At 69.5% G+C, this 22287-nt stretch carries 28 protein-coding genes and 1 tRNA gene; 10 read left to right on the forward strand and 19 right to left on the reverse strand.

The window, feature by feature from the left end:
- Positions 1-10: 10 nt before the first annotated feature.
- A complete protein-coding gene (gene nth / locus ACYSUO_RS38620; RefSeq protein WP_461780884.1) occupies positions 11-1024 on the reverse strand; it encodes an endonuclease III in 1014 nt (337 codons plus the stop codon).
- Positions 1025-1454: 430 nt separating this feature from the next.
- On the opposite strand from nth, the gene ACYSUO_RS38625 reads away from it, so the two are divergent.
- Both ACYSUO_RS38625 and ACYSUO_RS38630 read left to right on the forward strand, forming a co-directional pair.
- Positions 1455-2129: a Crp/Fnr family transcriptional regulator gene (locus tag ACYSUO_RS38625; protein WP_356387200.1), complete on the forward strand. Its 675-nt coding sequence runs from the start codon at positions 1455-1457 to the stop codon at positions 2127-2129.
- A gap of 84 nt (positions 2130-2213) precedes the next feature.
- Positions 2214-3116 (forward strand): sigma-70 family RNA polymerase sigma factor, encoded by a 903-nt coding sequence (locus tag ACYSUO_RS38630; RefSeq protein ID WP_461780885.1) that lies wholly within the window; start codon positions 2214-2216, stop codon positions 3114-3116.
- 180 nt (positions 3117-3296) lie between these two features.
- On the opposite strand, the gene ACYSUO_RS38635 is transcribed toward ACYSUO_RS38630, so the two are convergent.
- The 4 genes from ACYSUO_RS38635 to ACYSUO_RS38650 all read right to left on the reverse strand — a co-directional run bounded on the left by ACYSUO_RS38635 (position 3297) and on the right by ACYSUO_RS38650 (position 5745).
- Positions 3297-4127 (reverse strand): MBL fold metallo-hydrolase, encoded by an 831-nt coding sequence (locus ACYSUO_RS38635; RefSeq protein WP_461780886.1) that lies wholly within the window; start codon positions 4125-4127, stop codon positions 3297-3299.
- The gene (locus tag ACYSUO_RS38640; protein WP_461780887.1) at positions 4124-5023 is read right to left on the reverse strand and encodes an NUDIX hydrolase; all 900 of its coding nucleotides are present in this window, start codon (positions 5021-5023) and stop codon (positions 4124-4126) included. Before ACYSUO_RS38640 ends, ACYSUO_RS38635 begins: the two co-directional genes overlap by 4 nt.
- An 87-nt stretch (positions 5024-5110) precedes the next feature.
- Positions 5111-5584, reverse strand: coding sequence for a RidA family protein (locus ACYSUO_RS38645; protein ID WP_266711452.1), 474 nt, complete (start codon positions 5582-5584; stop codon positions 5111-5113).
- On the reverse strand, positions 5581-5745 hold the full coding sequence (locus tag ACYSUO_RS38650) for a DUF4177 domain-containing protein (protein ID WP_107498797.1): 165 nt from the start codon (positions 5743-5745) through the stop codon (positions 5581-5583). Before ACYSUO_RS38650 ends, ACYSUO_RS38645 begins: the two co-directional genes overlap by 4 nt.
- A gap of 86 nt (positions 5746-5831) precedes the next feature.
- Here ACYSUO_RS38650 and ACYSUO_RS38655 point away from each other — a divergent pair, with 86 nt between their 5' ends.
- A complete protein-coding gene (locus tag ACYSUO_RS38655; RefSeq protein ID WP_461780888.1) occupies positions 5832-6833 on the forward strand; it encodes an ArsA family ATPase in 1002 nt (333 codons plus the stop codon).
- A gap of 28 nt (positions 6834-6861) precedes the next feature.
- Positions 6862-8148: an ArsA family ATPase gene (locus tag ACYSUO_RS38660; protein ID WP_461780889.1), complete on the forward strand. Its 1287-nt coding sequence runs from the start codon at positions 6862-6864 to the stop codon at positions 8146-8148.
- An 82-nt stretch (positions 8149-8230) separates the two neighbouring features.
- On the opposite strand, the gene ACYSUO_RS38665 is transcribed toward ACYSUO_RS38660, so the two are convergent.
- A complete protein-coding gene (locus ACYSUO_RS38665) occupies positions 8231-8575 on the reverse strand; it encodes a WhiB family transcriptional regulator (RefSeq protein WP_266711459.1) in 345 nt (114 codons plus the stop codon).
- 450 nt (positions 8576-9025) lie between these two features.
- On the opposite strand from ACYSUO_RS38665, the gene ACYSUO_RS38670 reads away from it, so the two are divergent.
- A complete protein-coding gene (locus tag ACYSUO_RS38670) occupies positions 9026-11269 on the forward strand; it encodes a transglycosylase domain-containing protein (protein WP_461780890.1) in 2244 nt (747 codons plus the stop codon).
- Positions 11270-11381: 112 nt separating this feature from the next.
- Here the strand turns inward: ACYSUO_RS38670 and ACYSUO_RS38675 are convergent, their stop codons facing one another.
- Positions 11382-11846, reverse strand: a complete 465-nt coding sequence (locus tag ACYSUO_RS38675; protein ID WP_461780891.1) for a GatB/YqeY domain-containing protein — start codon at positions 11844-11846, stop codon at positions 11382-11384.
- Between the two features lie 77 nt (positions 11847-11923).
- Here ACYSUO_RS38675 and ACYSUO_RS38680 point away from each other — a divergent pair, with 77 nt between their 5' ends.
- Together ACYSUO_RS38680 and ACYSUO_RS38685 are read left to right on the forward strand one after the other, a co-directional pair.
- Complete coding sequence (locus ACYSUO_RS38680) at positions 11924-12877, forward strand: metallophosphoesterase (RefSeq protein WP_461780892.1); 954 nt, start codon at positions 11924-11926, stop codon at positions 12875-12877.
- 111 nt (positions 12878-12988) lie between these two features.
- A tRNA-Pro gene (locus ACYSUO_RS38685) sits at positions 12989-13062 on the forward strand.
- Between the two features lie 79 nt (positions 13063-13141).
- Here ACYSUO_RS38685 and ACYSUO_RS38690 read toward each other — a convergent pair.
- The 12 genes from ACYSUO_RS38690 to ACYSUO_RS38745 form a co-directional block, all read right to left on the reverse strand.
- Positions 13142-14308, reverse strand: a complete 1167-nt coding sequence (locus ACYSUO_RS38690) for a tyrosine-type recombinase/integrase (RefSeq protein ID WP_461780893.1) — start codon at positions 14306-14308, stop codon at positions 13142-13144.
- A complete protein-coding gene (locus tag ACYSUO_RS38695) occupies positions 14308-14496 on the reverse strand; it encodes a helix-turn-helix domain-containing protein (RefSeq protein ID WP_461780894.1) in 189 nt (62 codons plus the stop codon). Before ACYSUO_RS38695 ends, ACYSUO_RS38690 begins: the two co-directional genes overlap by 1 nt.
- Positions 14493-15887 (reverse strand): replication initiator protein RepSA, encoded by a 1395-nt coding sequence (gene repSA, locus ACYSUO_RS38700; RefSeq protein WP_461780895.1) that lies wholly within the window; start codon positions 15885-15887, stop codon positions 14493-14495. Before repSA ends, ACYSUO_RS38695 begins: the two co-directional genes overlap by 4 nt.
- Positions 15884-16132 (reverse strand): hypothetical protein, encoded by a 249-nt coding sequence (locus tag ACYSUO_RS38705; protein ID WP_461780896.1) that lies wholly within the window; start codon positions 16130-16132, stop codon positions 15884-15886. The genes repSA and ACYSUO_RS38705 overlap by 4 nt, the downstream gene beginning before the upstream one ends.
- Complete coding sequence (locus tag ACYSUO_RS38710; protein ID WP_461780897.1) at positions 16129-16320, reverse strand: hypothetical protein; 192 nt, start codon at positions 16318-16320, stop codon at positions 16129-16131. The genes ACYSUO_RS38705 and ACYSUO_RS38710 overlap by 4 nt, the downstream gene beginning before the upstream one ends.
- A 92-nt stretch (positions 16321-16412) precedes the next feature.
- Entirely contained in the window at positions 16413-16706 is a 294-nt protein-coding gene (locus ACYSUO_RS38715; RefSeq protein WP_461780898.1) for a SpdD-like protein, read from the reverse strand.
- A gap of 25 nt (positions 16707-16731) precedes the next feature.
- A complete protein-coding gene (locus tag ACYSUO_RS38720) occupies positions 16732-16887 on the reverse strand; it encodes a hypothetical protein (protein WP_461780899.1) in 156 nt (51 codons plus the stop codon).
- Between the two features lie 8 nt (positions 16888-16895).
- On the reverse strand, positions 16896-17084 hold the full coding sequence (locus ACYSUO_RS38725; protein WP_389282122.1) for a mobile element transfer protein: 189 nt from the start codon (positions 17082-17084) through the stop codon (positions 16896-16898).
- A 21-nt stretch (positions 17085-17105) separates the two neighbouring features.
- Positions 17106-17795 carry a DUF2637 domain-containing protein gene (locus ACYSUO_RS38730; protein WP_461780900.1) on the reverse strand — a complete coding sequence of 230 codons (690 nt, stop codon included), beginning with the start codon at positions 17793-17795 and terminating at the stop codon, positions 17106-17108.
- Positions 17796-17835: 40 nt separating this feature from the next.
- Positions 17836-18030 (reverse strand): hypothetical protein, encoded by a 195-nt coding sequence (locus ACYSUO_RS38735; RefSeq protein ID WP_461780901.1) that lies wholly within the window; start codon positions 18028-18030, stop codon positions 17836-17838.
- 85 nt (positions 18031-18115) lie between these two features.
- Positions 18116-19456, reverse strand: a complete 1341-nt coding sequence (locus ACYSUO_RS38740) for an FtsK/SpoIIIE domain-containing protein (RefSeq protein ID WP_461780902.1) — start codon at positions 19454-19456, stop codon at positions 18116-18118.
- A 2-nt stretch (positions 19457-19458) separates the two neighbouring features.
- Positions 19459-19788: an SCO3933 family regulatory protein gene (locus ACYSUO_RS38745; protein ID WP_461780903.1), complete on the reverse strand. Its 330-nt coding sequence runs from the start codon at positions 19786-19788 to the stop codon at positions 19459-19461.
- A 160-nt stretch (positions 19789-19948) separates the two neighbouring features.
- Here ACYSUO_RS38745 and ACYSUO_RS38750 point away from each other — a divergent pair, with 160 nt between their 5' ends.
- Genes ACYSUO_RS38750 through ACYSUO_RS38760 form a run of 3 tightly spaced genes read left to right on the forward strand, consistent with a single transcriptional unit; the run spans position 19949 to position 21860 of the window.
- On the forward strand, positions 19949-20749 hold the full coding sequence (locus ACYSUO_RS38750) for a GntR family transcriptional regulator (RefSeq protein WP_461780904.1): 801 nt from the start codon (positions 19949-19951) through the stop codon (positions 20747-20749).
- Complete coding sequence (locus ACYSUO_RS38755) at positions 20749-21414, forward strand: YdcF family protein (RefSeq protein WP_461780905.1); 666 nt, start codon at positions 20749-20751, stop codon at positions 21412-21414. The genes ACYSUO_RS38750 and ACYSUO_RS38755 overlap by 1 nt, the downstream gene beginning before the upstream one ends.
- The gene (locus tag ACYSUO_RS38760; protein WP_461780906.1) at positions 21414-21860 is read left to right on the forward strand and encodes an NUDIX domain-containing protein; all 447 of its coding nucleotides are present in this window, start codon (positions 21414-21416) and stop codon (positions 21858-21860) included. Before ACYSUO_RS38755 ends, ACYSUO_RS38760 begins: the two co-directional genes overlap by 1 nt.
- Positions 21861-22287 lie beyond the last annotated feature (427 nt).

A 22287-nucleotide genomic window follows, 5' to 3' on the forward strand; every position in this document is an offset into this window, starting at 1 on the left:
ATGCGGTCCGTCACGCCTCCCGGCCGGCCAGGGGCGGCGCCGGGAGGCCGCCCGCGTCCAGATAGGACCGCGGGGGCTTGAGGCGCTGGCCGGGGAAGCCGCCCTTCTCGTACTTGAGCAGCTTCTCCGCCTTGTCCGGGTCCGTCTCGCCCTCCCCGTACGCCGGGCAGAGCGGGGCGATCGGGCAGGCGCCGCAGGCCGGCTTGCGGGAGTGGCAGATGCGGCGGCCGTGGAAGATCACGTTGTGACTGAGCTGGGTCCACTCGCTCTTCGGGAACAGCTCGCCGATCGCCCGCTCGACCTTGTCGGGGTCCGTCTCGTCGGTCCACTTCCAGCGGCGCACCAGGCGGCCGAAGTGCGTGTCGACGGTGATGCCGGGCCTCCCGAACGCGTTCCCGAGCACCACGAAGGCGGTCTTGCGGCCCACGCCGGGCAGCTTGACCAGGTCTTCGAGGCGGCCGGGCACCTCGCCGCCGAAGTCCTCGCTGAGCGCCTTGGCCAGGCCCATGATCGAGCGCGTCTTGGCGCGGAAGAAGCCGGTCGGCCGGATCAGCTCCTCGACCTCCTCCGGGTTGGCCGCGGCCAGGTCCTCGGGGGTCGGGTACTTCGCGAACAGGGCCGGCGTCGTCTGATTGACCCGCAGGTCCGTCGTCTGGGCCGACATGACCGTGGCCACCAGGAGCTGGAAGGCGTTCTCGAAGTCCAGCTCCGGGTGGGCGTACGGGTACACCTCCGCGAGCTCGCGGTTGATCTTCCGGGCGCGACGGACGAGCGCGGTGTGCGACTCGGGGCGCGCGCCAGCCTTCGGGGCGGCGGTCTTCGTGGCGGCGGTCTTCTTCGCGGCGGTCGTCTGCTTCGGGGCGGCGGCCTTCGCGGCGGACTTCTTCGGAGCGGCGGCCGCCTTCGTAGCGACCTTCTTCGGGGCGGCCTTCTTCGGCGCGGCCGCCTTCGCGGGGGCCGTCTTCGGGGCCGTCTTCTTCGAGGTGGCCGCCTTCGCGGCGGACTTCTTCGCGGGCGCGGACATCGCTAGGCGGCCTTCCCCTGTGCGGACACGGACTTGAGTACGGGCGCGGCCCCGATCTTGCTCACCGGCGCCGTCCGCGAGCCTCGGGTCACGGCCTCGGGGGCACCTTTCTGCCACTGTTCGCCGACAGCGGAATCAAGGTCACTCACCACCGCCACAACCCCCTTCGCCTGCGCTCTCACCGGCTTTTTGAACACCCGGCCAGCCTAAAGCCCGGCACTGACATCCGCCCCGAAGCCGACGGATCGCTCCACGATTGGCCCCCTCCCCCTCGGGTTGTGGCGCGGGTGCGGCAGACTTGTGTACGAGTGACTGATCACACTGTTTGGACCGTCCGGCAAAATGGGCAGTGGAAATGATCGACAACCGGGGCGATCCGGTCGATTCGATCGGGTCCCTTCCCGATGCAGGCGACATAGGAGAGAAACTCGTGGACGACGTTCTGCGGCGCGCCCCGCTCTTCGCGGCGCTCGATGACGAGCAGGCCGCGGAGCTCCGCGCCTCCATGAGTGAGGTGACCCTCGCACGCGGCGACGCCCTGTTCCACGAGGGCGACCCCGGAGACCGCCTGTACGTGGTCACCGAGGGCAAGGTGAAGCTCCACCGCACTTCCCCCGACGGGCGCGAGAACATGCTCGCCGTCCTCGGCCCCGGCGAGCTGATCGGCGAGCTGTCGCTGTTCGACCCGGGCCCGCGCACCGCCACCGCCAGCGCCCTCACCGAGGTCAAGCTGCTCGGTCTCGGCCACGGCGACCTCCAGCCCTGGCTCAGCGCCCGGCCCGAGGTGGCCACGGCGCTGCTGCGCGCCGTCGCCCGGCGCCTGCGCAAGACCAACGACCAGATGTCCGACCTCGTCTTCTCCGACGTGCCCGGCCGTGTGGCCCGTGCGCTCCTCGACCTGTCGCGCCGCTTCGGCGTGCAGTCCGAGGAGGGCATCCACGTCGTGCACGACCTGACGCAGGAAGAGCTGGCCCAGCTGGTCGGCGCCTCCCGCGAGACGGTCAACAAGGCGCTCGCGGACTTCGCGGGCCGCGGGTGGCTCCGCCTGGAGGCCCGTGCCGTGATCCTCCTGGACGTGGAGCGCCTCGCGAAGCGCTCTCGCTGACACCACGACACGCTTACGTAGATCGGGTCCCGCCACACCTCGTGGCGGGACCCGTCTACGTAGAAGCACATTTGGGAGCCGTTCATGACACAGCCGCCCGATCTCGTCACCCGTTTCGAGGAGGAGCGCGGGCGGCTGCGTGCCGTGGCGTACCGGATGCTCGGTTCGCTGAGTGAGGCCGAGGACGCCGTCCAGGAGGGGTGGCTGCGGCTCCAGCGGGCGGATACGGACGAGGTACGGAACCTGAGCGGCTGGCTGACGACCGTCGTCGGGCGGATCTGCCTGGACATGCTGCGCTCCCGCACGGCGCGCCGCGAGGAGCCCTTCGAGCACGCGGCGCTCGGGCCCGCGGAGACCCGTGTCCCCGACCCGGTGATCCGGCCCGCCGACCCCGTTCACGAGGCCGAACTCGCGGACTCCGTAGGGCTGGCGCTGCTCGTCGTGCTGGACACGCTCGCGCCCGCCGAACGCCTCGCCTTCGTGCTGCACGACATGTTCGCCGTGCCGTTCGAGGAGCTCGCCCCCATCGTGGAGCGCACGCCCGCGGCGACCCGGCAGATGGCGAGCAGGGCGCGGCGCCGTGTGCAGGGTGCGACCGCGCCCCGGAACACCCCGCTGGCGCGGCAGCGCGAGGTCGTCCGTGCCTGGCTGGCCGCCACGCGCGTGGGCGACTTCGAGGCGCTGCTGGAACTCCTCGACCCGGACGTCCTGTTGCGGGTCGACGCGGGCAGCGGCACGGCCTCCGGGCTGCTGCGGGGCAACCTGGCCGTGGCCAAGCAGGCCGCGTTCTACGGGAAGCTGGCGCAGGCGGCGTACCCGGCGTTCGTCGGCGACGGCCTGGGCATCGTGCAGGCGCCTCGCGGCCAGGTCGTCGCGGTACTCGGCTTCACGTTCCGGGAGGGCCTGGTCGTCGGGGTCGACATCATCGCGGATCCGCGGCGGCTCGCTGCGCTTGGCGTGGGGTGGGTGGGGCCTGGCGGCGAGTGAGTTGCGGAGCCCCGCGGCCTTGGCCCCGGCGTGGTTGCGGTCGCGGGGCTCTGCCCCGGACCCCGCGGGCTCTCGTCCGAAGAGCGGGCTGAAAAGATCGGGGCTCCGCCCCGGACCCCGCCGCTCAATCGCCGCGGGGGCTTGATTTGCTCAGGCCCCGCGGAAGCCTGAACCTCCGCTCTAGATCAAGCCGTGCTCCCGCAGATAGTCCAACTGCGCCCTCACGCTAAGTTCCGCCGCTGGCCAAAGCGAGCGGTCCACGTCCGCGTACACGTGCGTCACGACGTCGGGGGCGGACACGTAGCCGTTCTCGACGGCTGTTTCCACCTGGGCGAGGCGGCCCGCGCGGTGGGCCAGGTAGAACTCGACGGCGCCCTGGGCGTCCTCCAGGACCGGGCCGTGGCCCGGCAGGACCGTGTGCACGCCGTCGTCGACCGTCAGGGAGCGCAGTCGGCGCAGCGAGTCCAGGTAGTCGCCGAGGCGGCCGTCCGGGTGGGCGACCACCGTCGTGCCGCGCCCGAGGATCGTGTCGCCCGTCAACACCGCCTGGTCGGCGGGGAGGTGGAAGCAGAGGGAGTCGGCGGTGTGGCCAGGGGTCGGTACGACGCGCAGCTCCAGGCCCCCCGTGGTGATCACGTCACCGGCGGCCAGGCCCTCGTCGCCGAGCCGCAGCGCCGGGTCGAGCGCCCGCACCTTCGTCCCGGTCAACTCGGCGAACCGGCCCGCCCCTTCGGCGTGATCCGGGTGCCCGTGCGTGAGGAGGGTGAGCGCGACCCGCTTGCCCGCCTTCTCGGCGACGTCCATGACCGCGTGCAGGTGGGCATCGTCCAGCGGGCCCGGGTCGATGACGACGGCGAGGTCGCTGTCCGGTTCGGCGACGATCCAGGTGTTGGTGCCGTCGAGGGTCATCGCGGACGGGTTCGGCGCCAGGACGTTCACCGCGCGGGCGGTGGCGGGGCCCGTGAAGACCCCGCCGCGCGGCTGGCCCGGGAGGGCGGCTGCTTCGGTCATGCGGAGGTTCCCCCGTTCTGCCCGTTCCGGCCCTGTCCGCCGGTCGGGATGTGCTTGGTGAACTCGTCGTGTCCCGGCCAGGACAGCACCAGCTCGTCGTCCTCCATGCGCGCCTGTGCGAGTACGGGAGTGAGATCGCGCCCCTGCGCCCCCGCGAGGGCGCCGCGCACGTCGTCGTACGCCTCCAGGGTGCGCAGCGTCGCGATCGTCGGCGGCATCATCGTCAGCTCGCCCCGGTCGTACGACGCCGCGGCCCGCCCCGGCATGATCCACACCGTCCGGTCGGCCTCGGAGGAGTCGTCGCTGGTGCGCTGGCCCGCCGGGAGCGCGGCCACGAAGAACCACGTGTCGTAGCGGCGCGGTTCGAACTCGGGGGTGATCCAGCGGGCCCACGCGCCGAGCAGATCGGAGCGCAGCACCAGGCCGCGGTTCTCCAGGAACCCGGCGAAGGACAGGTCCCGGTCGATCAGCGCCTGCCGGTCGGCCTGCCACTGCTCGCCCGTCGTGTCGTCGACGACGGTGTCCGGGGTCGGCCCGGCGAGCAGCACACCCGCCTCCTCGAACGTCTCCCGCACGGCGGCGCAGACGATCGCCTGGGCCTCCCGCTCCGGCACCCCGAGCCGCTCGGCCCACACCTGGAGCGAAGGACCGGCCCAGCGGACCAGCCGGTCGTCGTCGCGCGGGTCGACGCCGCCGCCCGGATACGCGTAGGCGCCCGCCGCGAACTTCATCGACGTACGTCTGCGGAGCATGTGCACCTCGGGGCCACCGGGGGAGGCGTCTCTGAGCAGCATCACGGTGGCCGCGCGGCGCGGAGTCGCGGGTGTGAGCGTGCCGGCGGCGAGGGCACGGATGCGTTCCGGCCACTCTGGGGGATACCACTGCCCATTTGCCATGGCCGGAGGCTAACTGCTGACGGCCGGATGTTCGAGAGGCCGCCCACGACGAAGATCGTGGACGGCCTCTCGTACGAGAACGGCAGTTCAGGCCTCGGAGGTGAGCTCCACCTGGATCTCCACCTCGACCGGCGCGTCCAGCGGCAGCACGGCCACGCCCACGGCGCTGCGCGCGTGCACGCCCTTGTCACCGAGGACCTCGCCGAGCAGCTCGCTCGCGCCGTTGATGACGCCGGGCTGGCCGGTGAAGTCCGTGGCGGAGGCCACGAAGCCGACGACCTTCACGACACGCGCGATGCGGTCCAGGTCACCGGCGACGGATTTGACCGCCGCGAGCGCGTTCAGCGCGCAGGTGCGGGCCAGGTCCTTGGCCTGCTCGTCGGTGACCTCGTCGCCGACCTTGCCGGTCAGCGGCAGCTTGCCGTCGACCATGGGCAGCTGCCCCGCCGTGTACACGTACACGCCGGACTGCACGGCCGGCTGGTACGCGGCGACCGGGGGGACGACGGGCGGCAGGGTCAGGCCCAGCTCGGTGAGCCGCGCCTCCACCTGCCCGCTCATGCGGCCTTCTCCCGCTTCAAGTACGCCACCAGCTGCTCGGGGTTGTTCGGCCCCGGCACGACCTGGACCAGCTCCCAGCCGTCCTCGCCCCAGGTGTCCAGGATCTGCTTCGTCGCGTGCACGAGGAGCGGCACGGTCGCGTATTCCCACTTCTTTGCCATGGGGCCGACTGTATCCGTCCGGACATGGCCGAAGCGTTCCGGAGGCTGCTGCGTGGATGTCCGATGTACTGGTTAGGCTCGAATACGTGAGCAGGCTCCAGGTCGTCAGCGGCAAGGGCGGGACCGGAAAGACCACGGTCGCCGCTGCACTCGCGCTCGCCCTCGCGACCGAGGGAAAGCGCACTCTCCTTGTGGAGGTGGAGGGCAGACAGGGCATCGCACAGCTCTTCGAGACGGAAGCGCTCCCCTACGAGGAGCGGAAGATCGCCGTCGCGCCCGGTGGCGGGGAGGTGTTCGCCCTCGCCATCGATCCCGAACTGGCGCTTCTGGACTACCTCCAGATGTTCTACAAGCTGGGTGGCGCGGGCCGCGCCCTGAAGAAGCTGGGCGCGATCGACTTCGCGACCACCATCGCACCGGGCCTGCGGGACGTACTCCTGACGGGCAAGGCGTGCGAGGCGGTCAGGCGGAAGGACAAGCAGGGCGCCTACGTGTACGACTACGTCGTCATGGACGCGCCGCCCACCGGCCGCATCACCCGGTTCCTGAACGTGAACGACGAGGTGGCCGGGCTCGCCAAGATGGGCCCGATACACAATCAGGCGCAGGCGGTGATGCGGGTCCTCAAGTCCCGTGAGACCGCGGTGCACTTGGTGACCCTCCTCGAGGAGATGCCGGTGCAGGAGACCCTCGACGGGGTCGCCGAGCTGCGCGCCGCGAAGCTGCCCGTCGGACGGATCATGGTGAACATGGTGCGACCCGCGCTTCTCGGGGAACCCGCCCTGGCGCTGACCTCCGACGGCGAGGTCCGGCCCGCGGTCACCGAGGCCCTGACGGCCGCCGGGCTCGGCAGCGCCAAGCGGCTCGTCGGCCCGCTGCTCGCGCAGGCCGGGGAGTACGCCGAGCGTTACGCCCTGGAGCGCGCCCAGCGCGACCAGCTCGCCGAGGCGGGCCTGCCGCTGCACGAGCTGCCGTTGCTCACCGAGGGCCTCGACCTCTCGGGGCTCTACACGCTCGCCGAGGAACTGCGACAGCAAGGGATCCAGGAGCTTCAGGGAACCGCATCCAGGACAGGACGCCATTCATGACCGGACGCCATTCGACGGGACGCCATTCATGACGCTGACCCCTGAGGGCACGCTCGACGTGGACCCGCTGCTCGACGACCCGCAGACCCGCATCGTGGTGTGCTGCGGCAGCGGCGGCGTCGGCAAGACCACCACGGCCGCCGCCCTCGGGCTGCGCGCCGCCGAGCGCGGCCGCAAGGTCGTCGTTCTGACCATCGACCCGGCCCGCAGGCTCGCCCAGTCCATGGGCATCGACTCGCTGGACAACACCCCGCGCCGGGTGAAGGACTTCGACGACTCCGCGGGCGGCGAGCTGCACGCGATGATGCTCGACATGAAGCGCACGTTCGACGAGATCGTCGAGGCGCACGCGGACGAGGAGCGCGCGAAGGCGATCCTGAACAACCCCTTCTACCAGTCGCTTTCGGCGGGCTTCGCGGGCACGCAGGAGTACATGGCGATGGAGAAGCTGGGGCAGCTCAGGTCCCGCGACGAGTGGGACCTGATCGTCGTCGACACCCCGCCGTCCCGCTCCGCGCTCGACTTCCTGGACGCGCCGCAGCGGCTCGGCTCGTTCCTGGACGGGAAGCTGATCCGGCTCCTCATGGCCCCGGCGAAGCTCGGCGGACGCGCGGGCATGAAGTTCCTGAACGTCGGGATGTCGATGATGACCGGCACGCTCGGCAAGCTGCTCGGCGGTCAACTCCTGCGCGACGTGCAGACGTTCGTGGCCGCGATGGACACGACGTTCGGCGGTTTCCGCACGCGCGCGGACGCCACGTACAAGCTGCTGCAGGCGCCCGGCACCGCGTTCCTCGTGGTCGCCGCGCCCGAGCGGGACGCGCTGCGCGAGGCCGCGTACTTCGTGGAGCGGCTGGCCGCGGAGAAGATGCCGCTGGCCGGGCTCGTACTGAACCGGGTGCACGGCAGCGGCGCGAGCCGGCTCTCGGCCGAGCGGGCGCTTGCCGCCGCAGAAAATCTTGACGAGCGCCGCATTGTGGATCAGACGGGCGGGAAGGAAGAGGGTCGTGCCACTCCCGAGGCACCCCCCGAATCATCTTCCGAAGCGCCCTTCGAGGCATCCCCCGAGACATCCGGGGCCGACCCCACGGCCGAGCCCGGCATCGAGCAACTGACCGCGGGACTGCTGCGGTTGCACGCGGAGCGCATGCAGATGGTCGCGCGCGAACAGCGCACGCGTGACCGCTTCACCGCGCTGCATCCCGAGGTCGCCGTGACCGAGGTCGCGGCCCTGCCCGGTGACGTACACGACCTGGCAGGCCTCAGGGACATCGGAGAACGGCTCGCGGCCGGTGGCACTCCGGCCGGAGCTTGAGCCGTACGTCCGTGGTTCGACGGACGGTTCCGACGGACCTGACAGCCCCGACAGTTCCGACGGACAGTGGTGCGCGCGCCGGCTAGCCGACGGCCGCGTACCTCTCGTACGTCTCGTCGTTCTCCAGTTCCACGGGCAGCAGGCCCGCGCCGCGCTCGTACTCCGTACGCGCCGTCTCAAGCAGCGTGCGCCATGAGGTGACGGTCGGACGCCTGCGCAGCAACGCGCGCCGCTCCCGCTCCGTCATGCCACCCCACACGCCGAACTCGACGCGATTGTCGAGCGCGTCCGCCAGGCACTCGGTCCGCACGGGGCATCCCGTGCACACCGCCTTCGCCCGGTTCTGCGCTGCTCCTTGAACGAACAGTTCGTCCGGATCGGTAGTGCGGCAGGCCGCCTGCGCACTCCAGTCGACTACCCAGCCCATACCGGCGCCGTCCTCTCCCGAATCGAGGCTCCCCCACGGCGGCAGCGGCATATTCACCGCCGCCAGTTGAGGACGTTACGGAAGGTGGGCACAGCGCAACACCCCCTTCGGGCCCAATCTTGAATGGTCCGAACGGACTATGCGTGAGCGGCAGATCACCCGACGGAGTGACCGAGGGACATGCGTAATAACCCCGGCAAACCAGGACAGTTCACTTGAGTCACAACGGGCGTCGAGTGACACACAAGGCGAAGTCGGACACCCCCTGAGCCCTACGCGAAGCCGCGCTAAAGGGTCCGGGAATGACTACAAGAGGCACTTCATACGTACCGGGAACGATTCGGGGTCGTCCCGCATCTTGATACGAGACCGCACTGCTGTGACAGTTGAGTGCAGCTTAGGCCAAGGCATATACGGCTGTCCGGAGAATCGACACGTAGGCTGCCCCGTATGGGAAAGAAGCGCTCGGGCGGTGGCGGCGGTACGTCGCCGGCCCAACAGGCCGCCAAGTTCCTCGGAGTCAGCGTGCTCGCCGGCGCCGTGCTGGCAGGCATCGCCCTGCCCGCGGCAGGCGCGCTCGGCCTCGCGGCCAAGGGCTCGGTCGAGGGATTCGACGAGATCCCGGCGACGTTGAAGACCCCGCCGCTGAGCCAGCGCACGACGATCCTGGACAACGAGGGCGGGAAGATCGCGACCGTCTACTCGCGCGACCGCACGGTCGTGAAGCTCGACGACATCTCGCCGTACATGCAGAAGGCGATCGTCGCGATCGAGGACTCGCGGTTCTACGAGCACGGCGCCGTCGACGCGAAGGGCATCCTGCGCGCGATCAACGCCAACGCGCAGAACGGCGGCGTCTCGCAGGGCGCCTCCACCCTCACCCAGCAGTACGTGAAGAACGTCTTCATGGAAGAGGCGGGCGACGACCCGACCAAGCTGGCGCAGGCGACTCAGCAGACCATCGGCCGCAAGGTCAAGGAGCTGAAGTACGCGATCCAGGTGGAGAACGAGGTCGGCAAGAAGAAGATCCTCAACAACTACCTGAACATCACGTACTTCGGGCAGCAGGCGTACGGCGTCGAGGCCGCGGCCCAGCGCTACTTCTCCAAGCCGGCCAAGGACCTGAACATCCAGGAGTCGGCGATGCTCGCCGGCATCGTGCAGTCCCCCAGCCGCTACGACCCCGTCAACGACGAGGCCGAGGCGAAGAAGCGGCGCAACATCGTGCTGCAGCGGATGGCGGAGACGCACGACATCACGCAGGCGGAGGCCGACAAGGCCAAGGAGACACCGATCGGCCTGAAGGTCAGCAGGCCGCAGAACGGCTGCATCACGGCGCAGCATGGCGCGGCGTTCTTCTGCGACTACGTCAGGAACGCCTTCCTCAACACCCCGGCCTTCGGCAAGACGTCCGAGGAGCGCGCCAAGATCTGGAACCGCGGCGGCCTGACGGTGAAGACGACGCTCGACCCGCAGACGCAGGAGGCGGTGGACTCCTCCGTCAAGGAGCACGTCTACAAGACGGACAAGGTCGACGCGGCGGGCGCGTTCGTCGAGCCGGGCACGGGCAAGGTCCTCGGCATGGGCCAGTCCAAGCCGTACGGCTCCGACGTCAGCAAGAACGAGGCCGAGATGAACTACTCGGTCAACTACCGGGACGGCGGCTCCAACCTCGGCTTCCCGACCGGTTCGACGTTCAAGCCGTTCGTGGCGGCCGCGGCCCTGGAGAAGGGCACGTCGGTGACGAAGCAGTACCCGGCGCCGTACCAAATGCCGTACCCGAGCCGGGTCCAGACGTGCAGCGGCAAGCCGTGGGTCAACGACGGCGGCTACAAGCTGGAGAACGAGAACGAGTCGGAGGTCGGGCCGTATCGCCTCAAGGAGGCGATGGCCAAGTCCATCAACACGTACTTCGTGCAGATGATCGGCGACATCGGCATGTGCCCGGTCGTGAAGATGACCGACAAGCTGGGCGTGGTGCAGGGCAACGGCAAGAAGGTCGACGAGGTGCCCTCGTCGATGACCCTCGGCTCGACGGGCCTCTCGCCGCTGACGATGGCCTCCGCGTACGCGGCGTTCGCCAACCGCGGCACGTACTGCACGCCCGTCGCCATCGACTCGATCACCGACCCCAACGGCAAGGCGCTCGACGTGCCGAAGTCGAAGTGCTCGCGCGCGATGTCGCAGTCGACCGCCGACAAGATCAATACGCTGCTCAGTGGCGTGATCGACTCCGGTACGGGCAAGACGGCGGGCCTCAGCGGGCGGGACAACGCGGGCAAGACCGGTACCACCGACGGCCGTAAGAACGCCTGGTTCGCCGGCTACACGCCGAACCTGTCCGGCGCCGTCTGGGTCGGCAGCGCCATGCAGAACGTACCGATGACCAACATCACCATCGGCGGCGTACCCCACGAGAAGGTCTTCGGCGCCGATACGCCGGGTCCGATCTGGCGGGACGCGATGACCGGCGCGCTGTCCGGCCGGGACGCGCCCACCTTCAACAAGGTGAACATCCCGGACCCGGACAAGAAGAAGGACAAGGGCAGGGACAAGGGCGACAAGCCCGAGCCCGGGGACGACGGCGGCAACGGCGACACCGACCCGCTGCCCGACATCTCGATCCCGCCGGACCTGATCGGCGGAAACGGGAACGGGAATGGGAACGGACACGGGGGCGGCTGGGGCCGCTAAGGCCCCCGCACCCCCTACGTACCCCCTGACACGACTGACACGAAGAAGAGGGCGCACCCCACACGGGATGCGCCCTCTTCTTCGTTCGTGCCCGGGCCGTTCGTAGCGGAGCTCAGCCCGCCAGGAGGCGCTTGACCGTGGAGGCCACGCGGCCGCCCTCGGCGCGGTCCGCGACCTTCGGCTTCACGATCTTCATGACCTGGCCCATGGCCTTCGGCCCCTCGGCGCCGGCCGCCTTCGCCTCCTCGACCGCCTGCGCGACGATCTGCTCGAGCTCGGCGTCGGACAGCTGCTGCGGCAGGTACTCGGCGAGCACCACGCCCTCCGCCTCCTCGCGGCTCGCGGACTCGGCGCGGCCCGCCTTCTCGAAGGCCTCGGCCGCCTCGCGGCGCTTCTTCGCCTCCTTGGCGATCACCTTCTGCACCTCGTCGTCGCTCAGCTCACGCTTCTCCGTGCCCGCGACTTCCTGATTGGTGATCGCGGAGAGGGTCAGCCGGAGCGTCGAGGAGCGGAGCTCATCGCGCTCCCTGATCGCGGCGTTGAGGTCGTCCTGCAACTTCGACTTGAGCGTGGTCATGACTTGATTGTCGCAGGTGCCGGAGGCCCGACGCCCGCGGATTTCCGGGGCAGGGCGGGTCTGACACGATGGGACCCATGCGCGCGCGATACGGGAATCCCCTGAAGGCCTCTCTGAAGGTGACGGCAGGCATCGCGGCGGCGGGCGCCGCCGGGCTGATCTACTCGGCGGGCTTCGAGGCCCGCTCCTTCCGCCTGCGACGGGTCACGATCCCGGTCCTGCCTGCGGGGATGCGCCCGCTGCGGGTGCTCCAGGTCTCCGACATCCACATGGTGAGCGGGCAGAACAAGAAGCGCCGCTGGCTGCAGTCGCTGGCCGGACTCCGCCCCGACTTCGTCATCAACACGGGCGACAACCTGTCCGACACGGAGGGCGTCCCCGAGGTCCTCGACGCGCTCGGCCCGCTGATGGAGTTCCCCGGCGCGTACGTCTTCGGGTCCAACGACTACTACGGCCCCAAGCTCCTCAACCCAGCCCGCTACCTGAAGCAGCAGATCTCGGGCAAGCACGGGCTGAACGGCAACGCGCCCATCGTCGGCGCCATCCACAACCCGTGGGAGGACCTGCGCGAGGGCTTCGACGCGGCCGGCTGGCAGAACCTCACGAACACCCGGGGCTCGCTGAAGGTGGCGGGCGTGGAGATCGGCCTCACCGGCCTGGACGACCCGCACATCAAGCGCGACCGGTACGCGGAGGTGGCCGGCGGCCCCCTGGAGGGCCCGGACTTCTCGATGGGCGTCGTGCACGCCCCGTACCTGCGCACCCTGGACGCCTTCACCGCGGACGGCTACCCGCTGGTCCTCGCGGGCCACACCCACGGCGGCCAGCTCTGCATCCCCTTCTACGGGGCCCTCGTCACCAACTGTGACCTGGACACGGACCGCGTGAAGGGCCTGTCCACGCACGAGGCGGAGGGCAACACGTCCTACCTCCACGTCTCGGCGGGCTGCGGCACCAACCGCTACACCCCGGTCCGCTTCGCCTGCCCGCCCGAGGCGACCCTGCTGACGCTGGCGCCCGTGGCCCCCTGAAGCCCAGCACAGCGGGCTGCCGAAAACCGGATTTCGTCTCAGGCCGACAGTCCGCTAAAGTAAACGACGTCGCCGCGACCTGCAGAACAGCAGAGACCGGAACAACGACATCGGGGTGTGGCGCAGCTTGGCAGCGCGCTTCGTTCGGGACGAAGAGGTCGTGGGTTCAAATCCCGCCACCCCGACAGCCAAAACAGCAGGTGAGGCACCTCCGGATTTTCGGAGGTGCCTCACCTGTTTCTGCATGCGTGTCTATCTGCGTGACTACGCCTTGAGATCCCGCTTGAAGATGCCGTCCATGACCACCGCGCCGGTCTGGATCACGGGCCGGATCTGCTTCCGGTAGACCTCCTCAGTCACGGCGGTCCCGGAGTGGCCGACGAGGCGGGAGATCTCCTCCAAGGGGACGCCACTGTCGGAGAGCAGCGACACGAAGCTGTGCCGCAGCTCCCGAGGAGTCCAGTCGTCGGCGTTGATCCCCTCGGCATCCTTGAGCGCCGCCCGGAAGGCCCGACGGACGTTGGTCGCATCCAGCGGCTTGCCGACGGCCGAGGAGAAGACGAGCCCGTTCTCCTCCCAGTCGTCACCAGCGGCGAGGCGATCCCAGCCCTGGTCCTCGAACTGGGCCCACAGGACCTCAACGCAGCGCGCAGGCAGGGCGAGGGTGCGCCGGGACTTCCGCGTCTTGGTGTCCCCTCCACGCCGGACCGACCGCCACACGGCGATGTGCGGGGGCTGCGGCGGATTGGCGTCCGGCCTGCCGCTGAGGAAGACGTGGTCCCAGGTCAGCGCGCGCAGTTCCTCGGTGCGGGCACCGGTCAGCAGGGCGACGACGATGTACGCGTACATCGAGGTCCCCTCAGCCGCCTTGAGCACGGCCTCCGCCTGGACCAAGGTGAGCGCCTTGGACGGGCGCCCCGGACGGCCGGCCGGAACGGCGCACAGCTCGACGACATTGCGCTTCACCTTGTCCCGCGCCATGGCCCGCTTGACCGAGCGGTTCAGACAGGAGTGCAGGCCCTGAAGAGTGCGCGTGCTGAGCGTTCGAGCCTTCACGGCCAACCAGCGGTCGACATCCTCGGCACTGAGATCACGAAGCTTGCGTGCCCCCAGGCCCGGGATCACGTGGGTTCGGCTCAACCCGGTGACCGCTTCGATCGTGCGCTCGTCGCGCCCAGCGAGGCCATACGCAAGCCAGTCGTTCACCGCATCCGCGACCGTGTAGTTGGTGGGCGCGATGGCAAGCCCGTCCTCGTGGTCGCGCAACACCTCCTTGAGCTTGTTCTTCGCCTCGGTCTTGGTCTGGCCACTCCCCCGCTTGACGATCCTCTTGCCGCTTGGATCGAAGCCGAGACTTGCCGTGGCGATCCAGCGCTGCCGCTTCTCATCCCAGTGCAGGCCACCGTCACCACGGCTACGGCGCGACGCCATCAGGCAGCCTCCACCAGCTGGTCACGGATGAAGTCCTGCACTGCGTCGGCAGGGATCCGGCGAGAGCGGCCGATGGTGATCGAGGGCAGACGGCGGGTTCGGATCAGGTCGTAGACCTTGGAGCGTCCTAGCTTGAGGCGCGTCATGACCTCGGGCACGGTCAGCAGGTCGGAAGCTGCGGTGGTCACGTGGTGGCTCCTTCCATGTCGAGTTGTGCGGGCAGTTCTTGGCGGGCGAGTTCGCGGTTCTGCTCGATGTCGCGGCGGACGTTGGCCGCGATCCAGGACTCGCCGGGGGTGTGGCCGTGGCCGGCATAAGTCCAGTGGGCGAGCGTCAGCGTGGTCCCCTCGTCGATCTCGTCGGGGTCGGGCAGGCCGAGTGCGGCGCGGTGCTGGGCGGCGCGGTAGTCGGCGCGGACCTGGCGCAGGGCGCCGAGAGTGGTCGAGTAGCGGCGGGACTTGGTGGAGAAGTGGCCGCGGAAGCCGAGCATGTGCGCCCAGTCGCGCAGCTTGCGATCGGGGTAGGTGTCGTGGAGGTCGAGGCAGGCCTCGATGAGGCGGCGCGGGTGATCGGGCACGTCGAGGAGGGCCAGGGCCTCTTTGTTGCCGATGCGGCGGTCCACGGTGCCCGTCGTCTCGGCGGCCTTGGTCGCGTACTTGGCCACGTACGACGCGACCGCTGCCTCTGTGATCTCGGAGCCGTCGCCGAAGGCCTTGATGGTCTGCACGTCGAGGCGGTCGCCCCAGCACAGGACTCGGGCCGGGTGGTCGCCGGAGGCGTCCAGGTCGACGCGGACGCGAGCAGCTGCCGCGCGGATCGCGTCGGTGAGGAGGTCGACGGTTGCCCAGGGCGGCGGTGGGGAGTCCGGCCCTTCGGTGCCGTCGAAGCGGATCACGGCGTGGAAGTGGATGGCGCCGCGCTTTTGGTACTCGGCGACCTTGCCGAAGGAGAGCCGGGACTGTTCCTTTGCTGCCTTCTGGGTGAGTCCGGCGCGGGCGGCGATCTCGCGGCGCAGGTAGATCGTGAAGTAGCGCCACAGCTCGGAAGCGTGGTTGTTCCACAGCACCGCGCCCGCGTAGTCGTAGGTGTCCGGGTCGAGCGGGGTGCCCAACTCGGGTGCGTCTTCCGGGTGTCGGGTGCCGCAGCGGCAGGGCCGGGTGCCGGGCCGGTTGTGGACCGGGCCGAAGCTCGGGGCGGTGAGCGTGGCGAAGACGCGGGGATGTTCGCGGACCGTGGGCGGGGTGCCCTTAGCCGGGTCGCCGACGAGGCCCGCGCGGATCAGGTGGTAGGTGTCGCCCGCGTACGTCCAGGCACACGAGGGGCAGCGCGAGGCGCGGCGGTTACCGCAGGCGATCCGGAGCTTGCCGCCGGGCTCGGTGTCGGTCGAGTACGAGTACAGAGCCTGGCCGGTGGCGCGGTCGCGGGTGACGGTCGAGCCCTGGAGGTGGATCGGGTCGGAGCAACCGCCGGTGCGGCGGATCTGGTCTTGGATGCGGTCGAAGCCGGGGGACCCGGCCACCCTCAGCACGTCGGCGAGAGTGGTCGGGTCCAGGCCCGCCATGGTGGCGGTGTCGGTCACGCGCTCACCTCGCCCGTGGAAGCGATCATCTCTTCCAGTGCCCGGGCCGCGTCGAGGGCGGTGATGGCCAGGGCGTGCAGGCCTTCAAGGTCCGTCGCGCTCGTCATCAGGGTGATGCGCCCGGCGCCTTCGCCGATGTGCAGGCTGACGAAGGGGGTCCCGGACGTGGCGCCGGGGAAGGTGTCGATGGTGAAGGCCTGATCGGCGTCGAGGTGGGCCATCACGTTCATGTTCAGGGCGTTCATGCCGTCACCCCCACGCGGGCGAGGGTGCGGACGGACGCGACGCCGGAGCCCTTGCAGGTGCGGCAGGTGACCTTGATGACGTGCAGGTTTCCGGCGTGGTCGCGGCCGAGGCCGGAGGATACGGCAACGGTCGGGAAGCCGTCGCAGTCTCGGCAGACGCGCGAGCGGGCAGGGGTGTGCTGGGCCATGATGAGACTTCCCTTTCGGGTCCGTGGGATCTGGAGGGGTGTAGCCGTCCGGGGCGGCGGAAACTTGGCGGTTGAGGCCGCCCCGGAGGGCGTTACTTGCGCTCTTGGTTCATGAGCGAGCGGACGACGAGTGCGACGATCGCGAGTGATCCAGCGGTGATGGCGACCGCGAGGAGCATGGAGACGAGCACGGTGCCGACCACGAGGACCGCAGCCGTTCCGCCGCCGACGAGGAGCGCCAGCGAGCCGGGGGTGAGCTGGACCGTGGGCCGGGACGTGGCGACCGGTGCGGGCGCCGGGGCCTGGTGGTGCTCGATGGCGGCGCCGCTGAGCGGGATGGTCTGGCCGGTCGGCTGGTCGTTGACCGGGATCTTCGGCGTGAACACGGGCGGAACTCCTTTCCGGTGTGGGCTAGTTGATGAGGGAGCCGACGGCCGGGCCGAGGAAGCTGTGGGCGATGAGGTAGCCGCCGAGCAGGAGCAGGATCACGAGCCAGAGCGGCGGCCGGGTGAGCTTGATGCCGAGGACTCCGACGACGATCACGGCGAGCCAGAGCGGGACGTCCACGAGGTCTCCTAGGCCGAGCAGCGGTGGGTGCGGGCGGCGAGTTCGGCGGCGGAGCGGTCGTTGTACTCCGTGGAGAAGTCGCAGCGGGGCGCGGTACAGGCAGCGGTGTGGCGGTCCCTTCCGCGTCCGTCGTAGAAGGTGGCGACCTGGACCGGGCCGAACTTGCGGACGTTGCGGAAGCGCCGGTAAGCGGTCATGAGGGTGGTGCTCCTTCCTGGTCAGGTGAGTTGGAGTTGCGCGGCGATCGAGTCGACGACCGGTGCGGGCAGACCGAGTTGGGCGCGCAGGCTCGCGGCCGGGAGCGGGTTGCCGGTGGCCTGGTGGTGCTTGTCGGCGAGCTTTCGGGCGTGGTCCAGAAGTGCCGGCGGAACGCTCACCGGGTCCGGCTTCGGGGTCGGGGTCGGGGACGGTTCGGAGGCCGGGAGTTCAGCGGGCTCGGTCGGCTCCGGACGCTCGTCGAGTACGGGCGCGGAGTCGACACGGTGCACGTCGACCGGGGTCGGTTCCTCGGTCGGCTCCGGCGCAGGCATCGCGGCCGGGGTGGTGTCGGCCGGTGTGTGGACGAGGAGCGTGCCGCCGAGGAAGGCGAGCGCGGGCCATCCGGCCACAACGATGCGCAGCCAGGCCGGAACGTGGTCGAGGTCGAGGAGTCCGGCGGTCGCGATGTTGGCGCCGAGCGAGGCGAACAGCGCGATCACGAACCAGGCCCAGGCGGCACGGTCACCGCGAGCGGTGCGCAGTCGGCGCCAGGCCGCGACCAAGAGCAGGTCGACGCTGATCGGGTAGGCCCAGGCTTTCCAGCCGGACTGTCCGGCGGCTTCGGCCAGGTCGTGCAGGTGGGAGAAGGACAGGGCTCCGGCGATCACGGCTTGGATGAGCACGGCGTCGAGACGGATCGAGCGGTTCACCGTCATCACCTCCTAGCGGGGGTCGGGCCCGGACAGGCGGTCAGCGGTTGCCGCTGGGGTAGCCGTGGCCGGGCGGCGGGTACATCGCGGGCTCGTAGGCGCCGTACAGGGCGACAGCCAGGCCGTACGCGGTGACCTCGACGAACTCGGGGTCGGCGTCCGGGGTGTTGGCGTAATCGCTCAGATCGGAGATGAGGGCGGACGTGATGCTGAGGTCGGCGCAGGTCGAGCACATGAGCGTGGTTCCTCTCTCGGATCAGACATGGGCGGGGTAGGGACCTGGCGCGAGACGGTCACGCCAACCGGATTGGGAGGGAGCGTCAGCCGATCGCAGGGGCCGTAGTCGGCCGGGGCGGAATCGTCGACGCGGGAACCGGCGCGGGTGCCGGCCGGAACGGATCGAGGGCCGGAAAGTCCGGCGCCAGGTGGGCGAACTCGCGGCAGACGGCGACGGTTTCGTCCACGGTGGTCAGCGGGGTACGGATGCGGCCCCAGCCGCCGGAAGCATCAGCGGCAACGGCCTGTCCGGGCCGGTCGGCGGGGATCGTGCACGCCACCGGTACCGACTCCGGGGCCACGTCGTTCAGCCCCATCTCCGCCGTCTGCTTGTCGTTGACCCGATGCACCACGCGGCCGGTGAGCTGAGCACGGAGCATGGTCGCGCCCTTACCCAGCTCGGAGCCGAACCGCTGCCCACAGATCTCCAGGTAGAGACCAACCGCACGGGACAATTGGGCCAGCCGGATCAGGCCCGTGACGATCCGCTCGCGACGCTCCTCATCCTTCTTCGAGGAGATCAGGAACAGTTCGGCGATCTCGTCGACCAGGACCACGATCGGCGCCGGGCGCAGGTCCTCGGGAAGCTCCCACAGATCCGATACGCCGTGCTTGGCCAGCAGATCGAAGCGGTCCTCCATCTCCGCCACCAGTACATCGATCAGCGAGGCGGCATCGTCGGGGTTGGTCGCGAGGGCGGACAGCCGCGGGGCGTAGCGGTTCTGCTCGACCCCGCGCTTGCAGTCGATCCCCACCAGCGCGACGGGCAGTTGGGCAAGACCCTTGATCAGGTTGCGCTGATACATGGACTTGCCGGACTGGTTCGCCCCGAGGGTGAGCGCTTGCGGGATCTCGCGGTAGTTCCGCTCGTACACGCTCCCGTCGTCCCGGATCGCGACCGGCACCACGAGCCCGTGCGGCGCGGCCTTCTTCGGCATCTGCACCCGCTTGAGCAGGTCAAAGCCGGTCATCCGCAGTTCCACGTACCCCGGCTTGGTCGGGCGGACGTGGACCGCATGGACGCCCCATGCGTGCCGCAGCCGCTCCGAGGCCGCCGCGATATCGGCGGGCTCCATGCCAGCAGGCAGACGAAGCGTGACCCGAAGGCCGGTCGAGGTACCCCGCACCCGGCGGATCTTCGGCGCCACCGGCTGAACCTCACCGCGAGCGATCCGGCGGGACATGAACGCCCGCAGGCCGGACGGCTGCACCGTCAGCCCGCACACATCCATCGTGTTCTTGTACGAGAACGAGAACCGGCCCCAGGCCATCGGCAGACCGACCATTCCCCAGTACACGCGCGGCGCACGGACCTTGGCGTAGCCGACGCCACCCGCACCCGCGAGAGCGCCCGTCGCCTCCAGCCACATGGTCAGGTCGGCCATGATCAGGCCCCCGGGGTGAGCGCGATCGCACGGAACGCGATCCCGTGCCGCTTCTCGCCGTTGAACGTGTTCTCCCAGTCACGGGCCTTCAGGCCGGTCACGCTCACCGGCATACCCGGCGCCAGGCCCTCGGGAAGCCCCGTCTCCGGCACGGTCACCTGGTACAGGTTGCCGTCACCCTCGTCCGAGACCAGCAGGCCCACCGTCGACAGCGGCGCGTCCGTTTCACGGTCCACGGCCCGCTCACCCGTCTTCTTGTTGACCAGCTTCGGTTCCGGCGCAGTCGCCACGAACACCACAGCGGTCGAAAGGTCGATCTTGAAGGACGGCATGTGCTACTCCCTGAGTCGTTGCGTTGGCGCAGCCCAAAGAAGGCCCGCCGTTCACTGTCCTAGGACTGCGAACTCGTTAGAACGACTATTGCCCGCAGTCCTGGGACTGTCAACAGTCCTGGGACTGTGTTTGACTGGACTGGTCGAGAGGAGTCGCCCAATGGCGTCCAAGTGGCGGGAGCTAGCGGACAAGCTGGCTGAGGAGATCAAGCGGGGTGATCAGGGCAAATACCCGCCGGGGGCACAGCTTCCGCAGATCAGGGAACTGGTCGACCAGGGTGAGGGCTCCAAGTCCACCGTCCACCAGGCCTACAAGGCTCTGGAGGCCGAAGGTCTGGTCACGTCATCCCGAGGGCACGGCACCGTCGTACGACAGCAGGTGCCGCTCAAGAGGCTCGGCATCGCCCGATACGACAAGGCCAAGTGGCGCGACAGCGACGAGGTGGCGTTCATCGCGGACCGAGTGGCATCGGGACGCAGCTACCACCGCAACGAGCAGACCCAGACTGTTAGCCGTGTCGAAGCCCCGCCGCTCGTCGCAGCCGCCCATGGACTGCCCGAAGGCGCAGAGGTCTACGCGCGCGCCCGCGTTGTGAAGGAAGGCGACCAGCCGACTCACACCCTCACGAGCTACTACCGGCCCGAACACGTTGAAGGCACGCGGATCGTCGACCCGACTCCGGGTCCCGCTGGTCGCGGCGGCGGCTTCAAGGTGCTCTATGACGCCGGGTACGAGATTGACCACATGAAGGAAGAGATCTTCGCTCGGGCGCCCTCATCAGACGAGGTGAAGCTCTTGCAGCTCCCGCCCGGTGAGCCTGTCGTAGAGCTGCATCGAACGACCTACACCGCCTCTGGCACAGTGGTCGAATTCGCCATTGGTGTGCACGCGGCTTCGCGCTTCGCCTGGGAGTACGACTTCAAGGTCCCGGACTCCGCGAAGGGCGAGAAGGGGCAGTAATGATCTCGACGCAGGCATGGGACGACGCGCGACGCCTGTGGGACTACCACCAGATGGGCCACACTCTCAGGCCTTGCTCGGTCGCCATCGGCTTGGGCAGCCACGACCTGGGCGTGGCCGACACGGCGGTGGACCTCTACAACCGCGGCTTGGCTCCCTTGCTTGTGTTCACCGGAGCCACCAGCCCGACGACGCGCGACCTCATGCCACGCGGCGAAGCCGTCCACTACCGGGACCGAGCGCTGGAACTCGGCGTACCCAGCTCCGCCGTGCTCGTCGAGCCAGAGGCGAAGAACACCGGCGAGAACATCCGCTTCTCGAAGGCCGTGCTGGAAGCGGCCGGCATCCCCGTCTCCTCCGTGCTTCTGATCAGCAAGCCGTACGAGGAGAGGCGCGCGTACGCCACGGCCCGGAAGCTGTGGCCCGAGGTCGAGTTCCTCAGCGCTTCCACCCCGATGACGTTCGGCGAGTACGTCGATTCCATCGGAGACGCCCGCAAGGTCATCGACATGCTCGTGGGCGCACTTCAGCGGCTGCTGATCTACCCGGAACAGGGCTTCATGATCAGCCAGCCCGTGCCGGACGACGTGATCCAGGCGTACGAGCGGCTGTGCCACGAAGGCTTCACGAGCCGCCTGGTTTCCACCGGCCAACGCTCAGCCTGATGAAGCCGTCAACGCCTCTCCACTCGGTATCCGTGGCGGGTGTCGTCGTGCGCGAGGACGGGCGCGTGTTGGCGATCCGTCGCGCCGACAACGGGCGGTGGGAGCCGCCGGGCGGAGTGCTGGAGCGGAATGAGGCCATCGAGGATGGGGTGTGCCGCGAGGTCTATGAAGAGACCGGGATCAAGGTGCACGTCGAGCGGCTGACCGGGGTCTACAAGAACATGCCCCTCGGGGTTGTCGCCCTGGTCTTCCGATGCAGCCCCCACGGCGGGACCGAACAGCTCTCGGACGAGTCGACCGCCGTCAGCTGGCTTGCCCCGGACGAAGCCATGGACGCCATGAGCGAGGCCTACAGCATCCGCATCGCAGACGCCCTCACCAACGACATGGCGCCCCACATCCGCACCCACGACGGCCGCAAGCTCACCGACCCGGCAGGCAACTAGTCCAACCGACCAGGGCCCAGGGGTTGTTACAGGTTTCTCTACCTCATCAAGCCCCGGCTGCGCTCCGCTCCGCCGGGCGCGCTTCCCGGCTCCGCTGCCCTTCGCGCTCATGCCTTCGGCCCGCGCTACGGGCGCTGCGCCGACGCGCGCCCACGGGTGGTTAGGCCGGGATCATGAGTCGAGCACCCGACACACACCGGCCACGGTCAAAGACGATGCCTCCGGCGGGGGATCGGCCGGCACCGGGGGAAGGGGTCGCGCTGCCGAGTGCGGATCCGCGAGTGGTTGCGAGGAGCTCCCATCCCGTCCACCGTCGACCCAGGCAAAGCCGAGCAGACGTGGCCCCCGGTGTGCAGGGGGGTTGTGCAGTGGGGCGCGCCCCCAGGACACCCCCGGCCCCCCCCGCGCCACAGCCGGTGGGGGGGCC

This window comes from Streptomyces sp. UC4497 (assembly GCF_054871485.1).